The sequence below is a fragment of the Burkholderia sp. CCA53 genome (genome assembly GCF_001685525.1).
Lineage (GTDB): Bacteria > Pseudomonadota > Gammaproteobacteria > Burkholderiales > Burkholderiaceae > Burkholderia > Burkholderia multivorans.
Genome location: NZ_BDDJ01000001.1, coordinates 2,695,067 through 2,713,239, shown reverse-complemented (window position 1 = coordinate 2,713,239; position 18,173 = coordinate 2,695,067). Strand labels below are relative to the sequence as shown.

The following is an 18,173-nucleotide window of genomic DNA, read 5'->3' as shown; positions in this document are numbered from 1 at the left end:
TTTTCCTCCGCTTAGCCGTTCGCGCCCGTACCGGCTTCGCTCTGCGCCGTTTCCGGCTGCGGCTTGTCCGCTTCCATCTTCACGAGGCGCACGCGATCGTCGCGACGCACCTTGACCTGATCCGACACGCGCTGGCGCTTGCTGTCCTTGCCCTTGTGCGAGGTCAGCCCGATCGCGGCGATGATCGCGACCAGCAGCACGAGGCCGGCGATTTCGAACGCGAAGATGTAGTCGGTGTAGATCACCTTGCCGATCAGGCGCGTGTTCGACCAGCCTTCGGTCGCACCCGACGTCATCGCGTGCACGGCATGCGTGTCGCCGTAGCCGCGCCACAGGATCAGCGCCGTTTCGATCACGATGATCGCGCCGACGACGGTCGCCATCGGCACGAAGCGCTTGAAGTCGCGTCGCAGGAAGTCGATGTTGATGTCCAGCATCATCACGACGAACAGGAACAGCACCATCACGGCGCCCACGTAGACCAGCACCAGCAGGATCGCGAGGAACTCCGCTTCGAGCAGCATCCAGATCGCGGCGGCGTTGAAGAACGCCAGCACAAGGAAAAGCGCAGACGCCACCGGGTTGCGCGAAGTGATCACCTTCAGCCCTGATACCACCAGGAGCAGCGCGAAGATGTAGAACAGTACGGTCGTGAATTCCATGATTACCGGTTCATCGTTAGGCCATAGTCAGGCGCGGCTTGCGGGACGCTCTCGCGTGCCGCACCCGTCGCGGCGGCACAGCCCGTACATCGCCGATGCGCGGGCCGGCACTGCAAACACAATCAACGATACGGCGCGTCGGCAGCCTTCGCCGCGGCGATGTCCTTCTCGTAGCGATCGCCCACCGCGAGCAGCATTTCCTTCGTGAAATACAGGTCGCCGCGCTTTTCGCCGTGGTACTCGAGAATCTGCGTCTCGACGATCGAATCGACCGGGCAGCTTTCTTCGCAGAAACCGCAGAAGATGCACTTGGTCAGGTCGATGTCGTAGCGCGTCGTGCGGCGCGTGTTGTCCGCGCGCGTTTCCGATTCGATCGTGATGGCGAGCGCCGGGCACACGGCCTCGCACAGCTTGCATGCGATGCAGCGCTCTTCACCGTTCTCGTAGCGGCGCAGCGCGTGCAGCCCGCGAAAACGCGGCGAAATCGGCGTCTTCTCTTCCGGGAACTGCACGGTGAACTTGCGCCGGAACGTGTAACGGCCGGTCAGCGCGAGCCCCTTCAGCAGTTCGGTCAGGAAGAAGGTCTTAAAGAAGTGTTGGATTGCCGTCATGATTTCGTCCGATTACTTCACCCAGATGTTGAGCGGCGACATCATCCAGAAGCCGACCACGACCACCCAGATCACCGTGACGGGCAGGAACACCTTCCAGCCGAGGCGCATGATCTGGTCGTAACGGAAGCGCGGGAACGTCGCGCGCACCCAGATGAACACCGACAGCAGCGCGAATACCTTCAGCACCAGCCAGAAGATGCCCGGGATGAACGACAGGAATTCGAACGGTGCGTCCCAGCCGCCGAGGAACAGCGTCGCGGCCAGTGCCGAGATCACGATCATGTTGATGTACTCGGCGAGGAAGAACAGCGCGAACGCCATGCCCGAGTAGTCGATCATGTGACCGGCGACGATTTCCGACTCCCCTTCCACCACGTCGAACGGGTGACGGTTCGTTTCGGCGATGCCCGAGATGAAGTAGACGACGAAGGCCGGCAGCAGCGGCAGCCAGTTCCACGACAGGAAGTTCACGCCGTGGCCGGCGAAGAAGCCGTGCTGCTGCGAATTGACGATTTCCGAGAGGTTCAGGCTGCCGGCCGTCATCAGCACGAGCACGAGCGCGAAGCCCATCGAGATTTCGTACGACACCATCTGGGCCGCGGCGCGCATCGCGCCGAGGAACGCGTACTTCGAGTTCGACGCCCAGCCGGCGAGAATCACCGCGTACACGCCGATCGACGAGATCGCCATCGCGTAGAGCAGGCCCGCGTTCACGTTCGCGAGCACCGCTTCGGCCTGGAACGGGATCACCGCCCACACCGCGAACGCCGGCACGACGGTCATGATCGGCGCGATCAGGTACAGCCAGCGGCTGGCGGCGGTCGGCTGAATCACCTCTTTCAGAAGCAGCTTCAGCACGTCGGCGATCGGCTGCAGCAGGCCGGCCGGGCCGACGCGGTTCGGGCCGAGACGCACGTGCATCCAGCCGATCAGCTTGCGCTCCCACAGAATCAGGTACGCGACGCACAGCAGGATCACGACGGCGACGACGAGGATGCGCACGAGCGCCCACACCGTCGGCCATGCGACGCCGAGAAGCTGGGCTCCGCCCGCGTTGATCGTATCGAACAAGCTCATTTACGCCTTCTCCACCACCAGTTCACCGGACAGGCTGCCGAGCGCTGCGCCGGCAGGCGTCGCCGCCGACACGCGAACGACCGTCTCCGCAAGATTCGCGTCGCGCACGGCCGGCAACTGCACCGCACGCTCGCCCTGGCGCACGCGCACCGCGTCGCCTTCCTTCAAGCCCAGCTTGTCGAACAGCGCGGCCGGCAGGCCGACGGTGTTCGCCGCCTTCGCGGCCGCCGTCAGGTGCAGCGCACCCGCACGGCGCACGAGTGCGTCGGCGTGATAGATCGGCACGTCGGCGAGGCGCTCGAGGCTGCCGTTCGCGGCCTTCGCCGCGACGCGCGCCGGCGCGACCGACGTCTTGTTCGACAGACGGCTCGCGACGCCTGCTTCGCCAAGTGCGGCGAGGCGCACTTCTTCCGCCGTTTCGTATTCGAAGTTCGGCAGGCCGAGCAGGCTGCCGAGCACGCGCAGCACCTTCCACGCCGGACGCGTTTCGCCGAGCGGGCGCACGACGCCGTTGAAGCTCTGCACGGTGCCTTCCGCGTTGACGAACGTGCCGGCCGTTTCGGTGAACGGCGCGATCGGCAGCAGCACGTCCGCATAGTCGAGACCGTGCTTGAACGGCGACATCACGACGACCATCTCGGCCTGGTTCAGCGCGGCGAGCGCCTGCACCGGATCGGCCGTGTCGAATTCCGGCTCGACGTTCAGCAGCACGTAGCCCTTGCGCGGCTGCGCGAACGCTTCGCGCGCATTCAGCCCGCCGTGGCCCGGCAGTGCGCCGACGACGTGCGCGCCGACCGTGTTCGCCGCTTCGGTCAGGAAGCCGAAGGTTGCGCCGGTGTTGTCGGCGATCCACTGCGCGACGGCGTGCAGCTTCGCGAATTCCGGATGACGGACGGCCGCGTTGCCGAGCAGCAGCACGCGACGCTCGCCGTTCGCGAGCGACTGTGCGACAGCCTGCGCGGCCGCCGACGCCGTGACGCCCGCGAGCGTGTCCGGCAGCGCGACGCTGCGCAGTTGCGCGACCGCCGCGGCGATGCCGGCGAGTTCGTCGAGCCAGGCGGACGGCGCGGCGACGATGCGCTGCGCGGTCGGGATCAGGGCGTCGTCGCCGGTCGCGTGCAGGAAATGCACCTTCGCGCCGTTCTTCGCGGCCTGACGCAGGCGCGCTGCGAACAGCGGGTGATCGCGGCGCAGATCCGAACCGACGACGAACGCGGCGTTCACGTTCGACAGATCGGCGATCGGCATGCCGAGCCACGGCGCGCCGTCGACGGGCGCCGAGAAATCGAGCTGACGCAGACGGAAATCGACGTTCGGCGTCTTCAGTTCGTCTGCGAGCTGTTTCAGCAGGAACAGTTCTTCAGCGGTGCTGTGCGCGCTCGACAGCATCGCCAGCGCATTCGCGCCGTGATCGGCCGCGATACCCTTCAGGCCCTTCGCGACGTACTCGAGCGCGGTCTGCCAGTCGGTCTCGATCCACTGGCCGCCCTGCTTGAGCATCGGCTTGGTCAGGCGCTCTTCGCTGTTCAGGCCTTCGTACGAGAAACGATCCTTGTCCGAGATCCAGCACTCGTTGATCGCTTCGTTCTCGAACGGCAGCACGCGCATCACGCGGTTGTTCTTCACCTGCACGACGAGGTTCGCGCCGACGGAATCGTGCGGGCTCACCGACTTGCGGCGCGACAGTTCCCAGGTACGTGCGCTGTAGCGGAACGGCTTGCTGGTCAGCGCGCCGACCGGGCACAGGTCGATCATGTTGCCCGACAGCTCGGAATCGACAGTCTTGCCGACGAAGGTCGTGATTTCCGAATGTTCGCCGCGGCCGAGCATGCCGAACTCCATCACGCCGGCGATTTCCTGGCCGAAGCGGACGCAGCGCGTGCAGTGAATGCAGCGCGACATCTCTTCCATCGAGATCAGCGGGCCCACGTTCTTGTGGAACACCACGCGCTTCTCTTCCGAGTAGCGCGACGACGACTTGCCGTAGCCGACCGCCAGATCCTGCAGCTGGCATTCGCCGCCCTGATCGCAGATCGGGCAGTCGAGCGGGTGGTTGATGAGGAGGAATTCCATCACCGACTGCTGCGCCTTCACGGCCTTGTCGGACTGCGTGCGCACGATCATGCCGGCCGACACGGGCGTCGCGCAGGCAGGCACGGCCTTCGGCATCTTCTCGACTTCGACGAGACACATCCGGCAGTTGGCCGCGACCGACAGTTTCTTGTGATAGCAGAAGTGAGGAATGTACGTATCCGCCTTGTGCGCAGCCTGGATCACCATGCTGCCTTCGGGCACCTCGACCTTCTTGCCGTCTATTTCAAGTTCAACCATGATGGTGAATGGTCCTTAACCTATTTCCGCCCGTTCGCGCATTCGCCCGACCGTGCGCTCAAATTCCGCAACCGGTTTCGCGTCAGGCCGCCGCCGCGTGCGCGTGACCGCCGACCATGCAGCGCTTGTGCTCGACGTGGTACGCGAATTCGTCCCAGTAGTGCTTGAGCATCCCGCGCACCGGCATCGCAGCCGCGTCGCCCAGCGCGCAGATCGTGCGCCCCATGATGTTCTCGGCGACCGAATTGAGCAGATCCAGGTCTTCCTGGCGGCCTTCGCCGTGCTCGATGCGGTTGACGACGCGATACAGCCAGCCGGTACCTTCGCGGCACGGCGTGCACTGACCGCACGATTCCTCGTAGTAGAAGTACGACAGGCGCAGCAGCGAGCGCACCATGCAGCGCGTCTCGTCCATCACGATTACCGCGCCCGAACCGAGCATCGAGCCGACCTTCGCGATCGAGTCGTAGTCCATGTCGGTCTGCATCATGATGTCGCCCGGCACCACCGGTGCGGACGAGCCGCCCGGAATCACGGCCTTGATCTTCTTGCCGCCGCGCATCCCGCCGGCGAGCTCCATCAGCGTCGCGAACGGCGTGCCGAGCGGCACTTCATAGTTGCCCGGACGCTCGACGTCGCCCGACACCGAGAAAATCTTCGTGCCGCCGTTGTTCGGCTTGCCGAGCTCGAGATAATTCTGCGGGCCGACGGCGAGCAGGAACGGCACCGCGGCGAACGTCTCGGTGTTGTTGATCGTGGTCGGCTTGCCGTACACGCCGAAGCTCGCCGGGAACGGCGGCTTGAAGCGCGGCTGGCCCTTCTTGCCTTCGAGCGATTCGAGCAGCGCCGTTTCCTCGCCGCAGATGTACGCACCGTAGCCGTGGTGCGCATGGAGCTGGAACGAGAATTCCGAGCCCATGATGTTGTCGCCGAGGAAACCGGCCGCGCGTGCCTCTTCCAGCGCCGCCTCGAAGCGTCGATACACTTCGAAGATCTCGCCGTGGATGTAGTTGTAGCCGACCGTGATGCCCATCGCGTAGGCGCCGATGGCCATCCCTTCGATCAGCGCATGCGGATTCCAGCGCAGGATGTCGCGATCCTTGAACGTGCCCGGCTCGCCTTCGTCCGAGTTGCAGACGAGGTACTTCTGCCCCGGGAACTGACGCGGCATGAAGCTCCACTTCAGGCCGGTCGGGAAGCCCGCACCGCCGCGGCCGCGCAGGCCCGACGCCTTGACGTCGGCGATCACCTGCTCGGGCGGAATCTTTTCTTCGAGAATGCGGCGCAGCTGCTTGTAGCCGCCGCGCGCAACGTAGTCTTCGAGATGCCAGTTCTCGCCGTTCAGACCAGCGAGGATCAGCGGTTTGATGTGACGGTCGTGAAGGGACGTCATTTCGAGAGCTCCTCAAGCAGCTGGTCGATCTTCTCGCGGCTCATGAAGCTGCACATTTTGTGGTTGTTCACCAGCAGCACCGGCGCGTCGCCGCACGCACCGAAGCACTCGCCTTCCTTCAGCGTGAACTTGCCGTCCGGCGTGGTCTCGCCGAAGTCGATGCCGAGCTTCTGTTTCAGGTAGTCGGCCGTCGCCTCCGCGCCGCCGTGCGGTCCGAGCTGGCACGGCAGGTTCGTGCAGAGCGTGATCTTGTGCTTGCCGACCGGCTTCAGCTCGTACATCGTGTAGAACGTCGCGACTTCCTGCACGGCGACGGCCGGCATGCCGAGATAGTCCGCAACGAACTGCATCAGTTCGGGCGACAGCCAGCCATGCTCTTCCTGAGCGACGGCCAACGCCGACATCACGGCGGACTGCTTCTGATCGGCGGGATACTTCGTCAACGCTCGATCGATTTCCTTCAGGCCTTCAGCTGAGATCATTTTCAGACACGACTCTTTCAATTCCTACCGAACGAACAACCTGCCGCACGGCGTGCGTGGACGGCAGACCTGGCGCTCACTGTTGACAGCTTGCGAAGCCGCGCCGGTTCAGCGCGCATCGCGTGTGACTTACTGCTCGCCGCCCGCTCGCGCAGGCGGCGCGACCATTAGCGATCGATTTCGCCGAACACGATGTCCTGCGTACCGATGATGGTGACGGCGTCGGCGATCATGTGACCGCGCGCCATTTCGTCGAGCGACGCCAGGTGCGCGAAGCCCGGTGCGCGAATCTTGAGACGATACGGCTTGTTGGCACCGTCGGACACGAGATAGATGCCGAACTCGCCCTTCGGATGCTCGACCGCCGCGTACGCTTCGCCTTCCGGCACATGGAAACCTTCGGTGAAGAGCTTGAAGTGGTGAATCAAGTCTTCCATGTTGGTCTTCATGCCGACGCGCGACGGCGGCGCAACCTTGTGATTGTCCGTCATCACGGGGCCCGGATTCTTGCGGAGCCACTCAATACACTGTTTCGCGATGCGGACCGACTGGCGCATTTCCTCGACGCGCACCAGATAGCGGTCGTAGCAATCGCCGTTCACGCCGACCGGCACGTCGAAATCCATGCGGTCGTACACTTCGTACGGCTGCTTCTTGCGCAGATCCCACGCGATGCCCGAGCCGCGCAGCATCGGGCCGGTGAGCCCCATCTGCAGCGCACGTTCCGGGCTCACGACGCCGATGCCGACCAGACGCTGTTTCCAGATCCGGTTGTCGGTCAGCAGCGTTTCGTACTCGTCGATGCACTTCGGGAAGCGCGTGAAGAAGTCGTCGATGAAGTCGAGCACCGAGCCGCTGCGCGCTTCGTTCATCTTCGCGAGCGCCTTCTCGTTGCGGATCTTCGACGCCTTGTATTGCGGCATCGCGTCCGGCAGGTCGCGATAGACGCCGCCCGGACGATAGTACGCCGCGTGCATCCGTGCGCCGGACACCGCTTCATACACGTCCATCAGGTCTTCGCGCTCGCGGAAGGCGTACAGGAACACCGCCATCGCGCCGACGTCGAGTGCGTGCGCGCCGATCCACATCAGGTGGTTCAGCACGCGCGTGATTTCGTCGAACAGCACGCGGATATACTGCGCGCGTTCCGGCACCGCGATGCCGAGCAGCTTCTCGATCGCGAGCACGTAGCCGTGCTCGTTGACCATCATCGACACGTAGTCGAGACGGTCCATGTACGGCACGGACTGGATGAAGGTCTTGTTTTCCGCGAGCTTTTCGGTCGCGCGGTGCAGCAGGCCGATATGCGGATCGGCGCGCTGGATGACTTCGCCGTCGAGCTCGAGCACGAGGCGCAGCACGCCGTGCGCTGCCGGGTGCTGCGGGCCGAAGTTGAGCGTGTAGTTCTTGATTTCTGCCATGACGCCCCCTTAATGTTTCAGACCGCCATAGCGATCCTCGCGGATCACGCGCGGCGTGATTTCGCGCGGCTCGATCGTCACCGGCTGGTACACGACGCGCTTCTCTTCCGGGTCGTAACGCATTTCGACGTAGCCCGACACCGGGAAGTCCTTGCGGAACGGATGGCCGATGAAGCCGTAGTCGGTGAGGATGCGGCGCAGGTCGGGGTGGCCTTCAAACACGATGCCGTACAGGTCGAACGCCTCGCGCTCGTACCAGTTCGCGGAATTCCAGATGTCGACGAGCGACGGAACGATCGGCAGATCGTCGTCCGGTGCGAACACGCGCAGGCGCAGACGCCAGTTGTTCGTGACCGACAGCAGGTGCGTGACGGCCGCGAAGCGCGGGCCGTCGTAGGCGCCGTCGCCGTAGGTCTGGTAGTCGACGCCGCACAGGTCGATCAGTTGCTCGAAGCGCAGCTTCGGATCGTCGCGCAGCGTCGTCGCGACGTCGAGGTAATCGCTCGCCTTCACGACGAGCGTCAGTTCACCGATCGCTTCGGTAAGGCTCACCACGCGCGCGCCGAGCGCGGCTTCGAGGTTGGCCTTGAGGGTCTCGATTTTGCTTGCCATATTGGGGGACGCTCGGGGCTTATTGACGGGCGATGGTGTTGGTGCGGCGGATCTTCGCCTGAAGCTGGATCACGCCGTAGACCAGCGCCTCGGCCGTCGGCGGGCAGCCCGGCACGTAGACGTCGACCGGCACGATCCGGTCGCAGCCGCGAACCACCGAGTACGAGTAGTGGTAGTAGCCGCCGCCGTTCGCGCACGACCCCATCGAGATCACCCAGCGCGGCTCGGCCATCTGGTCGTACACGCGGCGCAGCGCGGGTGCCATCTTGTTGCACAGCGTGCCGGCGACGATCATCACGTCGGACTGACGCGGGCTCGGACGAAACACGACGCCGAACCGGTCCAGATCGTAACGGGCCGCGCCCGCATGCATCATCTCGACGGCGCAACACGCGAGCCCGAACGTCATCGGCCACAGCGAGCCGGTACGCGTCCAGTTGATCAGCTTGTCAGCCGTGGTGGTGACAAACCCTTCCTTCAAGACCCCTTCGATACTCATTTGCTTTCCACTCCAGACGGGCGACCGGGCGCGGCCACCCATGCAAACCGGCGATTAACCCATCACTCCCAGTCGAGGCCGCCTTTCTTCCAGATATAGGCAAAGCCCAGCAGGAATTCGAGCAGAAAAATCATCATTGCGATGAAACCGGGCCAGCCGATGTCGCGGAGCGCGACGCCCCACGGAAACAGGAATGCGGTTTCGAGATCGAAGATGATGAACAGGATGGCGACGAGGTAGTACCGGACGTCGAATTTCATCCGGGCGTCTTCGAAGGCTTCGAAGCCGCACTCGTACGGTGCGTTCTTCTCGACGTCCGGCTTGTTGGGACCCAGGAGCTTGCCGATGCTGACCAGCGCTATACCTAAACCAGTGCCCACGAGAAGGAACAACAAGACGGGGTAATAGGCTGCGAGGTTCAAGGCAATCCTCTATCGGTTGGTTCTGAGCGTCCGGAGAATACCACCATCCGGCGGAAGGGATCATTTCGGAGTGCATGCGATCGCAAGACATCCGAAAGCGCACCCCACAAATGAAAAATGCCAGCCACGAGAAGCGGCTGGCATTGAGTAACTTTGGTGCCGACGGCGAGACTCGAACTCGCACAGCTTTCGCCACTACCCCCTCAAGATAGCGTGTCTACCAATTTCACCACGTCGGCACTGCATGCAACCCGGGTTTGACTGCTGTTACCCGCGAATCGCTTCAAGAATTAAATTCTAACCTGACTTCCAGAATTGTTCAACGCACAAACGGAAAAATTTTAATTTTTTATTTCGGGACGTCCTGGCCCGGCGCGCTCGCCGTCGAGGCGGCCGCAGCGGACGCGGGCGCAGCCGGCGTCGATGCCGCCGAAACGGGCGCCGGCGCGGTCGCCACGCCGCCGAGCACGCCGGCCGACGGCGTCGACTTGTACGAGCCAATGTACGTCAGCGCGAGCGTCGCGACGAAAAAGACCGTTGCGAGCACGGCGGTCGTGCGCGACAGGAAGTTCGCCGAACCGGTCGCGCCGAACAGACTGCCCGAGGCACCGCTGCCGAACGCGGCGCCCATGTCGGCACCCTTGCCGTGCTGCAGCAGCACGAGTCCGATCACACCCAGTGCAGACAGCACTTGCACGACAATAATCAGCGTCTTGAATAACAGCATCACATCCACCCGATTGGATCGGGCGACCGGACTCGCCGGCCGCCGTCATGGTTCAATTCGATCGCCGACCGCTCAACGCGCGGCCCGGCAGATCGCCAGAAAATCTTCCGCCTTCAGCGACGCGCCGCCGATCAGGCCGCCGTCGATGTCCGGCTGTGCGAACAGTTCTTCCGCGTTGTCCGGCTTCACGCTGCCGCCGTACAGCACCGATACGTCGGCCGCACCCTTGGCCGCGAGCCGCGCGCGCAGGAATGCGTGCACGTCCTGCGCCTGCGCGGACGTCGCGCTCTTGCCGGTGCCGATCGCCCACACCGGTTCGTACGCGACGACGATGCGCGCGGCTTCGTCCGCGCTCAACACCGCGAGCACTGCATCGAGCTGCGCGCCGACGACCTGCTCGGTCGCGCCCGATTCGCGCTGCTCGAGCGTCTCGCCGACGCAGACGACGGGCGTCAGCCCCGCGGCGAGTGCGCGCTGCGTCTTCGCCGCGACCGTCTCGTTGCGCTCGCCGTGATACGCGCGGCGCTCCGAGTGGCCGACGATCGCGTAGCACGCGCCGAATTCGGCGACCATCGCCGCCGCGACTTCGCCGGTGAACGCACCCTGCTCGTGTGCCGACACGTCCTGCGCGCCCCACGCGATACGGCTGCCGCCGAGCTGCGCCTGAACCTGCGCGAGATACGGGAACGGCACGCACACGCCGATCGCGGTGTCGGCCGCCACGGCGCCCGCACCCTGCACCACTTCGTTCAGCAACGCCTGGTTGCCGGCCAGCCGGCCGTGCATCTTCCAGTTGCCGATCACCCGCTTTGTTCTCTGTTTCGACATCGTGTCTGTCTCGTCATCGACGTGCCGTGCGAGCCGGCCGTCAGGTTTGATCTGGCGAAGCAAACCCGCGATTTTACTGCGCGCGGCTTGAACCGGTCAAACCGCGCATGTCAAGTCCGGCAGCCGCGGCCGTTACGCGCTCGTACCCCAATCGAGCACGATCTTGCCGATGTGCTCGCTGCTTTCCATCAGCGCATGCGCCTGCGCGGCCTCGGCCGCAGGCAGCACGCGATAGATGACGGGCTTGATGCGGCCGTCCTCGATCAGCGGCCACACGCGCGCCTTGAGCTGCGCCGCGATCTGCGCCTTGAACTCGACGGGCCGCGGACGCAGCGTCGAGCCCGTGATCGTCAGCCGGCGGCGCAGGATCTCGCCGAGATTGACTTCTGCCTTGGCGCCGCCGAGCAGCGCGATGATCACGAGCCGCCCGCCGTCGGCCAGCGCGGAGAGTTCGCGCGGCACGTAGGAGCCCGCGACCATGTCGAGAATCACGTCGACGCCGCGATCGTTGGTCAGCGACTTCACGACTTCGACGAAGTCCTCGGTCTTGTAGTCGATCGCGCGCTCCGCGCCTAGCGCCTCGCACGCACGGCACTTCTCCGCCGTGCCCGCCGTCGCGAACACGCGAAAGCCGAGCGCATGCGCGATCTGGATCGCCGTCACGCCGATGCCGCTCGAACCGCCCTGCACGAGCAGCGTTTCCTGCTCGCCGCCCTCGCCCGCGCCGAGCTGCGCGCGATCGAACACGTTGCTCCACACGGTAAAGAACGTCTCGGGCAGCGACGCCGCTTCGATGTCGGTGAGGCCGCGCGGCACCGGCAGACACTGCAGCAGCGGCACGGTCGCGTATTCGGCATAGCCGCCGCCCGCGAGCAGCGCGCACACGCGGTCGCCGAGCTTCAGCCCGAACGGATTCAACGCGGCGTCGGACAGATCGCCGCCGACGATTTCGCCCGCGATCTCGAGACCCGGCAGATCGGACGCGCCCGGCGGCGGCGCATACGCGCCCTTGCGCTGGAACACGTCGGGCCGGTTCACGCCGGACGCCGCCACCTTGATCAGCACTTCGCCGCGCTGCGGCTCGGGGCGCGGGCGCTCCGTCAGCTTCAGCACGTCGGGGGCGCCGAATTCGGTGATTTCGATCGCTTTCATGGTTTCGTCGCTCCTGGGTCGGGATCGGATGCGCGTCCGCCGCGCGCGGACGCATGGCCGGCGCTGCTGCGCCGCACAACGATGCTACAGAAAAAACGGCCGGCCCGCTTTCGCGCAGCCGGCCGTTCGTTCGCCGTTCCGCTTACTGCTGCGGCGGCGTATCCGACTGCGCCGCAGCCGCTGCTTCGTTCAGCAGCGCCTTCGCCGACAGACGCACGCGACCCTTCTCGTCCGTCTGGATCACCTTGACCTTCACCTGCTGACCTTCCTTCAGGTAGTCGTTGATGTCCTTCACGCGCTCGTTGACGATTTCCGAGATGTGCAGCAGGCCGTCCTTGCCCGGCAGCAGGTTCACGATCGCGCCGAAATCGAGCAGCTTCAGCACCGTGCCTTCGTACACCTGGCCGACTTCGATCTCGGCCGTGATGTTCTCGATGCGCTTCTTCGCTTCGGCCATGCCTTCGCTGCTCGTGCTCGCGATCGTCACGACGCCGTCGTCGGAGATGTCGATCGTCGTGCCCGTTTCTTCGGTCAGCGCGCGGATCACCGAGCCGCCCTTGCCGATCACGTCGCGGATCTTTTCCGGGTTGATCTTGATCGTGATCATGCGCGGTGCGAATTCGGACAGCTGCGTGTTCGCGCCGGCCACCGCTTCCGTCATCTTGCCGAGGATGTGCATGCGGCCTTCCTTCGCCTGCGCGAGCGCGACCTGCATGATTTCCTTCGTGATGCCCTGGATCTTGATGTCCATCTGCAGCGCCGTCACGCCCTGCGCGGTGCCCGCGACCTTGAAGTCCATGTCGCCGAGGTGATCTTCGTCGCCGAGGATGTCGGTCAGCACCGCGAACTTGTTGCCTTCGAGGATCAGGCCCATCGCGATGCCCGCGACGTGCGCCTTCATCGGCACGCCGGCGTCCATCAGCGCGAGGCAGCCGCCGCACACCGATGCCATCGACGACGAACCGTTCGACTCGGTGATTTCCGACACGACGCGAATCGAGTAGCCGAACTCTTCGGCGCTCGGCAGGCACGCGACGAGCGCGCGCTTCGCGAGGCGGCCGTGACCGATCTCGCGGCGCTTCGGCGAGCCGACGCGGCCCGTTTCGCCGGTCGCGAACGGCGGCATGTTGTAGTGGAGCATGAAGCGCTCGCGGTATTCGCCTTCGAGCGCGTCGATGATCTGCTCGTCACCCTTCGTGCCGAGCGTCGCGACGACGAGCGCCTGCGTCTCGCCGCGCGTGAACAGCGCGGAGCCGTGCGTGCGCGGCAGCACGCCCGTGCGGATCTCGATCGGACGCACCGTGCGCGTGTCGCGGCCGTCGATACGCGGCTCGCCGTTCAGGATCTGGCCGCGGACGATCTTCGCTTCGAGATCGAACAGGATGTTGCCGACCGTGGCCTTGTCGGCCGCGACCGTGCCGGCCGCCAGCGCATCCTCTTCCAGCTTCGCGGACGTCGCTGCGTACACTTCCTTCAGCTTCGCCGAGCGGGCCTGCTTGTCGCGGATCTGGTACGCGGCGAGCAGTTCCGGCTGCGCGATTTCGGTCACGCGGGCGATCAGCGCCTCGTCCTTCGGCGCCGGCTGCCAGTCCCACTCGGGCTTGCCGCCGTCGCGCACGAGTTCGTGGATTGCGTCGATCGCGGTTTGCATCTGCTCGTGGCCGAACACGACCGCGCCGAGCATCACTTCTTCCGACAGTTGATCGGCTTCCGATTCGACCATCAGCACCGCACGCTCGGTGCCGGCGACGACGAGGTCGAGACGCGAGGACTTGAGCTGCTCGCGGGTCGGGTTCAGCACGTACTGGTCGTTCACGTACGCGACGCGCGCAGCACCGACCGGGCCGTTGAACGGCAGGCCGGACACGGCGAGCGCGGCCGATGCGCCGATCAGCGCGGGGATGTCGGCCGGGATTTCCGGGTTCACCGACAGCACGTGGATCACGACCTGCACTTCGTTGTAGAAGCCTTCCGGGAACAGCGGGCGCAGCGGACGGTCGATCAGGCGCGACGTCAGCGTTTCGTGTTCCGACGGACGGCCTTCGCGACGGAAGAAGCCGCCCGGGATCTTGCCGGCCGAATAGGTCTTTTCGATGTAGTCGACGGTCAGCGGGAAGAAGTCCTGGCCCGGCTTCGCCGACTTCGCGCCGACGACGGTCGCGAGCACGACGGTGTCCTCGACGTCGACGATCACCGCGCCGCTCGCCTGGCGCGCGATTTCACCGGTTTCGAGGCGCACCTTGTGCTGGCCCCACTGGAATTCCTTCACGACCTTGTTGAACATGGACATGGTTGCTCCTTTGTATTCATGCATTTCGTTCGCCGCGCCGGTCATCCCGCGCGGCGGCGTCCCGACCGAATCACCCGGAGCAAGGTGTGTTTTTTATGCCATTCCAGCGCGGCGCTCGCAAAGCGGCGCGCTGGAATGACACAAATCCCGACCCCGGTATCGATCGTTGCGGCAGCCCGCCGAGAACGGCCGGACTGCCTGCGGTGCGCGTGACGCTACGCACCGCGCAAAAACAAAATGCCTGCATCAGCGGACTGACACAGGCATCTTGCTGGCGGCAATCGCCCCGCGATTACTTACGCAGACCCAGCTTCTCGATCAGCGCGCGGTAACGGTCGGCATCCTTGCCCTTGAGGTAGTCGAGCAGCTTGCGGCGACGGCTCACCATGCGCAGCAGGCCGCGGCGGCTGTGGTGATCCTTCGCGTGGGTCTTGAAGTGACCCGTCAGTTCGACGATACGTGCGGTCAGCAGTGCGACCTGGACTTCGGGCGAACCCGTGTCGTTGGTACCGCGGGCGAACTGAGCAACGACTTCCGACTTCTTGATATCTGCAACAGACATGTGATTTCCTTTCAAACTAAACAGGCGGACACGGAAGAATGGCCGTGCCGTGACTTACAACCGGCGCGCATTGTAGCACAACTCCGCGTCGCGCCTAAGCGCTTGCGGTCACGGGCGCTTCATCGAGCAGGTCGACGGCGCCTCCGTGCGCGCCGCCGGCACCGCGAGCACGGTCCGGAACCCGTACCCGGAGCCTTCGTTGTCGAAGCGCACGCCCGGCGTGCCCGCCTTGTCCATTTCCATCACGTAAAGGGGCTGGATCAACTGGTGATCCTGCGCGCGCATCCGCGCCGGGTGAAAGCCGTCGTCGAACGACAGCCCCTCCAGCGCACGCGCGACGGCGACGGGGTCGGCCGAACCCGCACGGTCGATCGCGGCGGCGAGCATTTCGATCATCTCGCTCATGCGCCGCACCGGGTAGTCGTCCTGCGCTGCCGGAAAACGGGCGCGGAACGCGCGGTAGAACGCGTCGGACTTCGCGCCGCCGACGTTCGGATGCCAGTCGGCGACCGCCACCACGCGCGCGACGCCCGCGTCGCCGAGCGCGGCCGGCGCACCGAGACTGTTGCCGTAGAACGTGTAGAACTTCGCGTTCAGCCCCTGCTCGCGCGCCGCCTTCACGAGCAGCGTCAGGTCGTTGCCCCAGTTGCCGGTGACGACCGCGTCGGCACCGCTCGCGCGAATCTTCGCGACATACGGCGAAAAGTCCTTGATGCGGCCGATCGGATGGAACTCGTCGCCGACGATGCGCACGTCCGCACGGCGCGCCGCGAGCGTCTGCCGCGCGAGCGCGCTGACGTCGCGCCCGAAGCTGTAGTCCTGGTTCAGCAGGTACACGTTACGCAGCGCCGGGTCGCGCGCCATCACGTCGGCCAGCGCGGCCATCCGCATGCCCGCGTGCGCGTCGAAGCGAAAGTGCCAGAAGCTGCAGCGTGCGCCGGTCAGCGCCGGATCGTCGGCCGAATAGTTCAGGAACAGCATCCGGTTGTCGGGATCGCGTGCATTCTGCTTGTCGAGCGCCGCCACGAGCGCGGCCGCGACGGCCGAGCTGTTGCCCTGCGCCACGAAGCCGATGTGCCGGTCGGCGGCCGCGCGCAGTTGCATCAGCGCCTCTTCGGGGCTGCCCTTGCTGTCGAGTACGACGAGCTCGAGCGGATGCGCGCCGTCGCGCAGCTTCACGCCGCCCGCCGCGTTGACCTGCTCGACGCCGAACCGCAGGTTGCGCTCGACCGCCGCCCCCGCATTCGCGAACGGCCCGGACATCCCTTCGATCAGCGCGATCCGCACCGGCTCGCCGCCCGCGAACGCGGACACCGCGATCATCCATCCGGCGCTCCATGCGAGCGCGCAACGCTTCCATCCCTGCATCGGTCTTCCGCCCTTCGATCCGTTCCGAGAAGCGCCGAATCATAGGCCCGCTGCCCGCACGCCGGCAAGCGGTCCGCCGCGCTGCCGATCCGCACCGATTTTTTCCAACGCCGCGCGCCGGCGTGCGCCGTCCGTGATACAACTGGACTGTTTTCCCGTGTACTGGAGAATCCCGATGCGCATTCGCATTCCCGCGCGCCTGCCGGTCCTGCTCGCCTGTGCGGCGGCGCTGCTGGCCGGTTGCGCGCAACCGTGGCAGCAATACCAGGCCGGTCAGGACTCGTCGGCGATCGTCGCCCGCATGGGCCCGCCGCGCGAGATCTACGATCTGCCCGGCGGCGGCAAGCGGCTAATGTGGCCGACGCAGCCGATGGGCGAAATCACCGTCGCGGCCGACGTCGACGCGGCGGGCAAGATCCTCAACGTCCGCCAGGTGCTGCAGCCGAGCGAGTTCTATCGCGCCGAGATCGGCAAGTGGACGAAGACGGACGTGCTCGTCAACTTCGGCCGCCCGGTCGAGACGTCGTATTTCCCGTTGATGAAGCGCGAGGTGTGGACGTACCGGTATCTCGAGGACAACGTCTGGTACCTGATGTACAGCTTCTATTTCGACCCGCAGGGCATTCTGCGCATGACGCAGAAGACGCCCGATCCGTTGCACGACCCCGATCGCCGCAATCTGTTCTGAATCGCGCCGATTCATTTCCGGACGATTTTCCGCCGCTTTTTCGAAATGGCCATTCACAAGCGATCGTGAATGGCCATTTGCTTATTTCACCGCTCGATTCAATCGCGCGTCGCAGCTTTCGCGTCGTCGCGGCCGCACGTTCGGCCGCGCCGCTTTGTATGGCGGGCTTCCGCGCCGACCGCCGTCGCCGCGATTGCATGCGTTGCTTTGGTGCGCCGATGCACCTCGATACGTCAATTTGAAACAATTTGTTTCTCCTCACCCGAAGCGCTAGGGCATACCCCTAATATCAGTCGAAACCAACCTTTCAATTCAGAAAGCATGTCGATGCGTCGCTTTGAGCGATATTTCTCTGTCTCGATATAAAAGGAGTCCTGATGAACCGCCCCAAGAGCATGCTGGTTGCCAACATCGCCTGGGCCCGCGAAACGCGCGAACGCACGCCCGGCTTCTTCGACGCGCTCGCGCGCGGGCAGAACCCGCGCGTGCTGTGGATCGGCTGCGCGGACAGCCGCGTGCCGGCCGAGACGATCACGCATTGCGCGCCCGGCGAACTGTTCGTTCATCGCAACATCGCGAACCTGTTCCATCCGGACGACGACAACGCCGCGAGCGTGCTCGAATACGCGGTGCGCGTGCTCGCAGTCGATCACGTGATCGTCTGCGGTCACTACGGATGCGGCGGCGTACGCGCATCGCTGCTGCCGCCGCCCGCCGATCTGCCGCACGTCGCGCGCCGGATCGCACCGCTCTGCTCGCTCGCGCGGCGCCATCGTCACGAGCTCGACGGGCTCGACGATGCGGCCGCCGCCGATCGCCTCGCGGAGCTGAACGTGCTCGAGCAGGTGCGGCTGCTGCGCGCGTCGCCGATCGTGCGCGAGCGCGAACGGCCGCCGCTCGTGCACGGCTGGATCTTCTCGCTCGCCGACGGCCGCCTCAAGGAGCTCGATTCCGGATATGCGGCCGCCGCCGCCGATCCCGCCGCCGCCCCGGCCGCGATGGCCGACGCGCTCGGCTGATGCCCCTTTCCTCGCCCTCAACATCG

General features: G+C 65.2%; 18 protein-coding genes and 1 tRNA gene. 2 read left to right on the top strand and 17 right to left on the bottom strand.

Going from position 1 to position 18,173, the window contains the following annotated elements; translation table 11 throughout:
• Positions 1-11 precede the first annotated feature (11 nt).
• From BCR55_RS12595 to BCR55_RS12515, 17 genes are all read right to left on the bottom strand, one after another.
• Positions 12-662: an NADH-quinone oxidoreductase subunit J gene (locus BCR55_RS12595; RefSeq protein ID WP_006405563.1), complete on the bottom strand. Its 651-nt coding sequence runs from the start codon at positions 660-662 to the stop codon at positions 12-14.
• Positions 663-784: 122 nt separating this feature from the next.
• The gene (gene nuoI / locus BCR55_RS12590; protein ID WP_006398806.1) at positions 785-1,273 is read right to left on the bottom strand and encodes an NADH-quinone oxidoreductase subunit NuoI; all 489 of its coding nucleotides are present in this window, start codon (positions 1,271-1,273) and stop codon (positions 785-787) included.
• A 12-nt stretch (positions 1,274-1,285) separates the two neighbouring features.
• A complete protein-coding gene (gene nuoH, locus BCR55_RS12585) occupies positions 1,286-2,353 on the bottom strand; it encodes an NADH-quinone oxidoreductase subunit NuoH (protein WP_006398805.1) in 1,068 nt (355 codons plus the stop codon).
• Positions 2,354-4,684, bottom strand: coding sequence for an NADH-quinone oxidoreductase subunit NuoG (nuoG, locus tag BCR55_RS12580; protein ID WP_006405564.1), 2,331 nt, complete (start codon positions 4,682-4,684; stop codon positions 2,354-2,356). It abuts the gene before it with no gap.
• Between the two features lie 82 nt (positions 4,685-4,766).
• Entirely contained in the window at positions 4,767-6,077 is a 1,311-nt protein-coding gene (gene nuoF / locus BCR55_RS12575) for an NADH-quinone oxidoreductase subunit NuoF (protein ID WP_006398803.1), read from the bottom strand.
• Positions 6,074-6,559, bottom strand: a complete 486-nt coding sequence (gene nuoE, locus BCR55_RS12570; RefSeq protein WP_006398802.1) for an NADH-quinone oxidoreductase subunit NuoE — start codon at positions 6,557-6,559, stop codon at positions 6,074-6,076. Before nuoE ends, nuoF begins: the two co-directional genes overlap by 4 nt.
• 167 nt (positions 6,560-6,726) lie before the next feature.
• A complete protein-coding gene (locus tag BCR55_RS12565; protein WP_006398801.1) occupies positions 6,727-7,980 on the bottom strand; it encodes an NADH-quinone oxidoreductase subunit D in 1,254 nt (417 codons plus the stop codon).
• A 9-nt stretch (positions 7,981-7,989) separates the two neighbouring features.
• Positions 7,990-8,592 (bottom strand): NADH-quinone oxidoreductase subunit C, encoded by a 603-nt coding sequence (locus BCR55_RS12560; RefSeq protein ID WP_006398800.1) that lies wholly within the window; start codon positions 8,590-8,592, stop codon positions 7,990-7,992.
• 19 nt (positions 8,593-8,611) lie between these two features.
• The gene (locus tag BCR55_RS12555) at positions 8,612-9,091 is read right to left on the bottom strand and encodes an NADH-quinone oxidoreductase subunit B family protein (RefSeq protein WP_006398799.1); all 480 of its coding nucleotides are present in this window, start codon (positions 9,089-9,091) and stop codon (positions 8,612-8,614) included.
• Between the two features lie 62 nt (positions 9,092-9,153).
• On the bottom strand, positions 9,154-9,513 hold the full coding sequence (locus BCR55_RS12550) for an NADH-quinone oxidoreductase subunit A (protein WP_006398798.1): 360 nt from the start codon (positions 9,511-9,513) through the stop codon (positions 9,154-9,156).
• Positions 9,514-9,667: 154 nt separating this feature from the next.
• A tRNA-Leu gene (locus BCR55_RS12545) sits at positions 9,668-9,752 on the bottom strand.
• Between the two features lie 110 nt (positions 9,753-9,862).
• On the bottom strand, positions 9,863-10,240 hold the full coding sequence (gene secG / locus BCR55_RS12540) for a preprotein translocase subunit SecG (protein ID WP_006398797.1): 378 nt from the start codon (positions 10,238-10,240) through the stop codon (positions 9,863-9,865).
• Positions 10,241-10,312: 72 nt separating this feature from the next.
• A complete protein-coding gene (gene tpiA, locus BCR55_RS12535; RefSeq protein WP_035946806.1) occupies positions 10,313-11,068 on the bottom strand; it encodes a triose-phosphate isomerase in 756 nt (251 codons plus the stop codon).
• Between the two features lie 132 nt (positions 11,069-11,200).
• Positions 11,201-12,220 carry an NAD(P)H-quinone oxidoreductase gene (locus BCR55_RS12530; RefSeq protein ID WP_006410110.1) on the bottom strand — a complete coding sequence of 340 codons (1,020 nt, stop codon included), beginning with the start codon at positions 12,218-12,220 and terminating at the stop codon, positions 11,201-11,203.
• A gap of 142 nt (positions 12,221-12,362) precedes the next feature.
• Positions 12,363-14,510 carry a polyribonucleotide nucleotidyltransferase gene (gene pnp / locus BCR55_RS12525; RefSeq protein WP_006405567.1) on the bottom strand — a complete coding sequence of 716 codons (2,148 nt, stop codon included), beginning with the start codon at positions 14,508-14,510 and terminating at the stop codon, positions 12,363-12,365.
• A gap of 292 nt (positions 14,511-14,802) precedes the next feature.
• Positions 14,803-15,072, bottom strand: a complete 270-nt coding sequence (rpsO, locus tag BCR55_RS12520) for a 30S ribosomal protein S15 (RefSeq protein WP_006398792.1) — start codon at positions 15,070-15,072, stop codon at positions 14,803-14,805.
• Between the two features lie 108 nt (positions 15,073-15,180).
• On the bottom strand, positions 15,181-16,440 hold the full coding sequence (locus BCR55_RS12515) for a branched-chain amino acid ABC transporter substrate-binding protein (protein ID WP_065494600.1): 1,260 nt from the start codon (positions 16,438-16,440) through the stop codon (positions 15,181-15,183).
• A 175-nt stretch (positions 16,441-16,615) separates the two neighbouring features.
• On the opposite strand from BCR55_RS12515, the gene BCR55_RS12510 reads away from it, so the two are divergent.
• Entirely contained in the window at positions 16,616-17,128 is a 513-nt protein-coding gene (locus BCR55_RS12510) for a hypothetical protein (protein ID WP_053297007.1), read from the top strand.
• 377 nt (positions 17,129-17,505) lie between these two features.
• Complete coding sequence (locus BCR55_RS12505; protein WP_006405572.1) at positions 17,506-18,147, top strand: carbonic anhydrase; 642 nt, start codon at positions 17,506-17,508, stop codon at positions 18,145-18,147.
• The last annotated feature ends 26 nt before the right edge of the window (positions 18,148-18,173 follow it).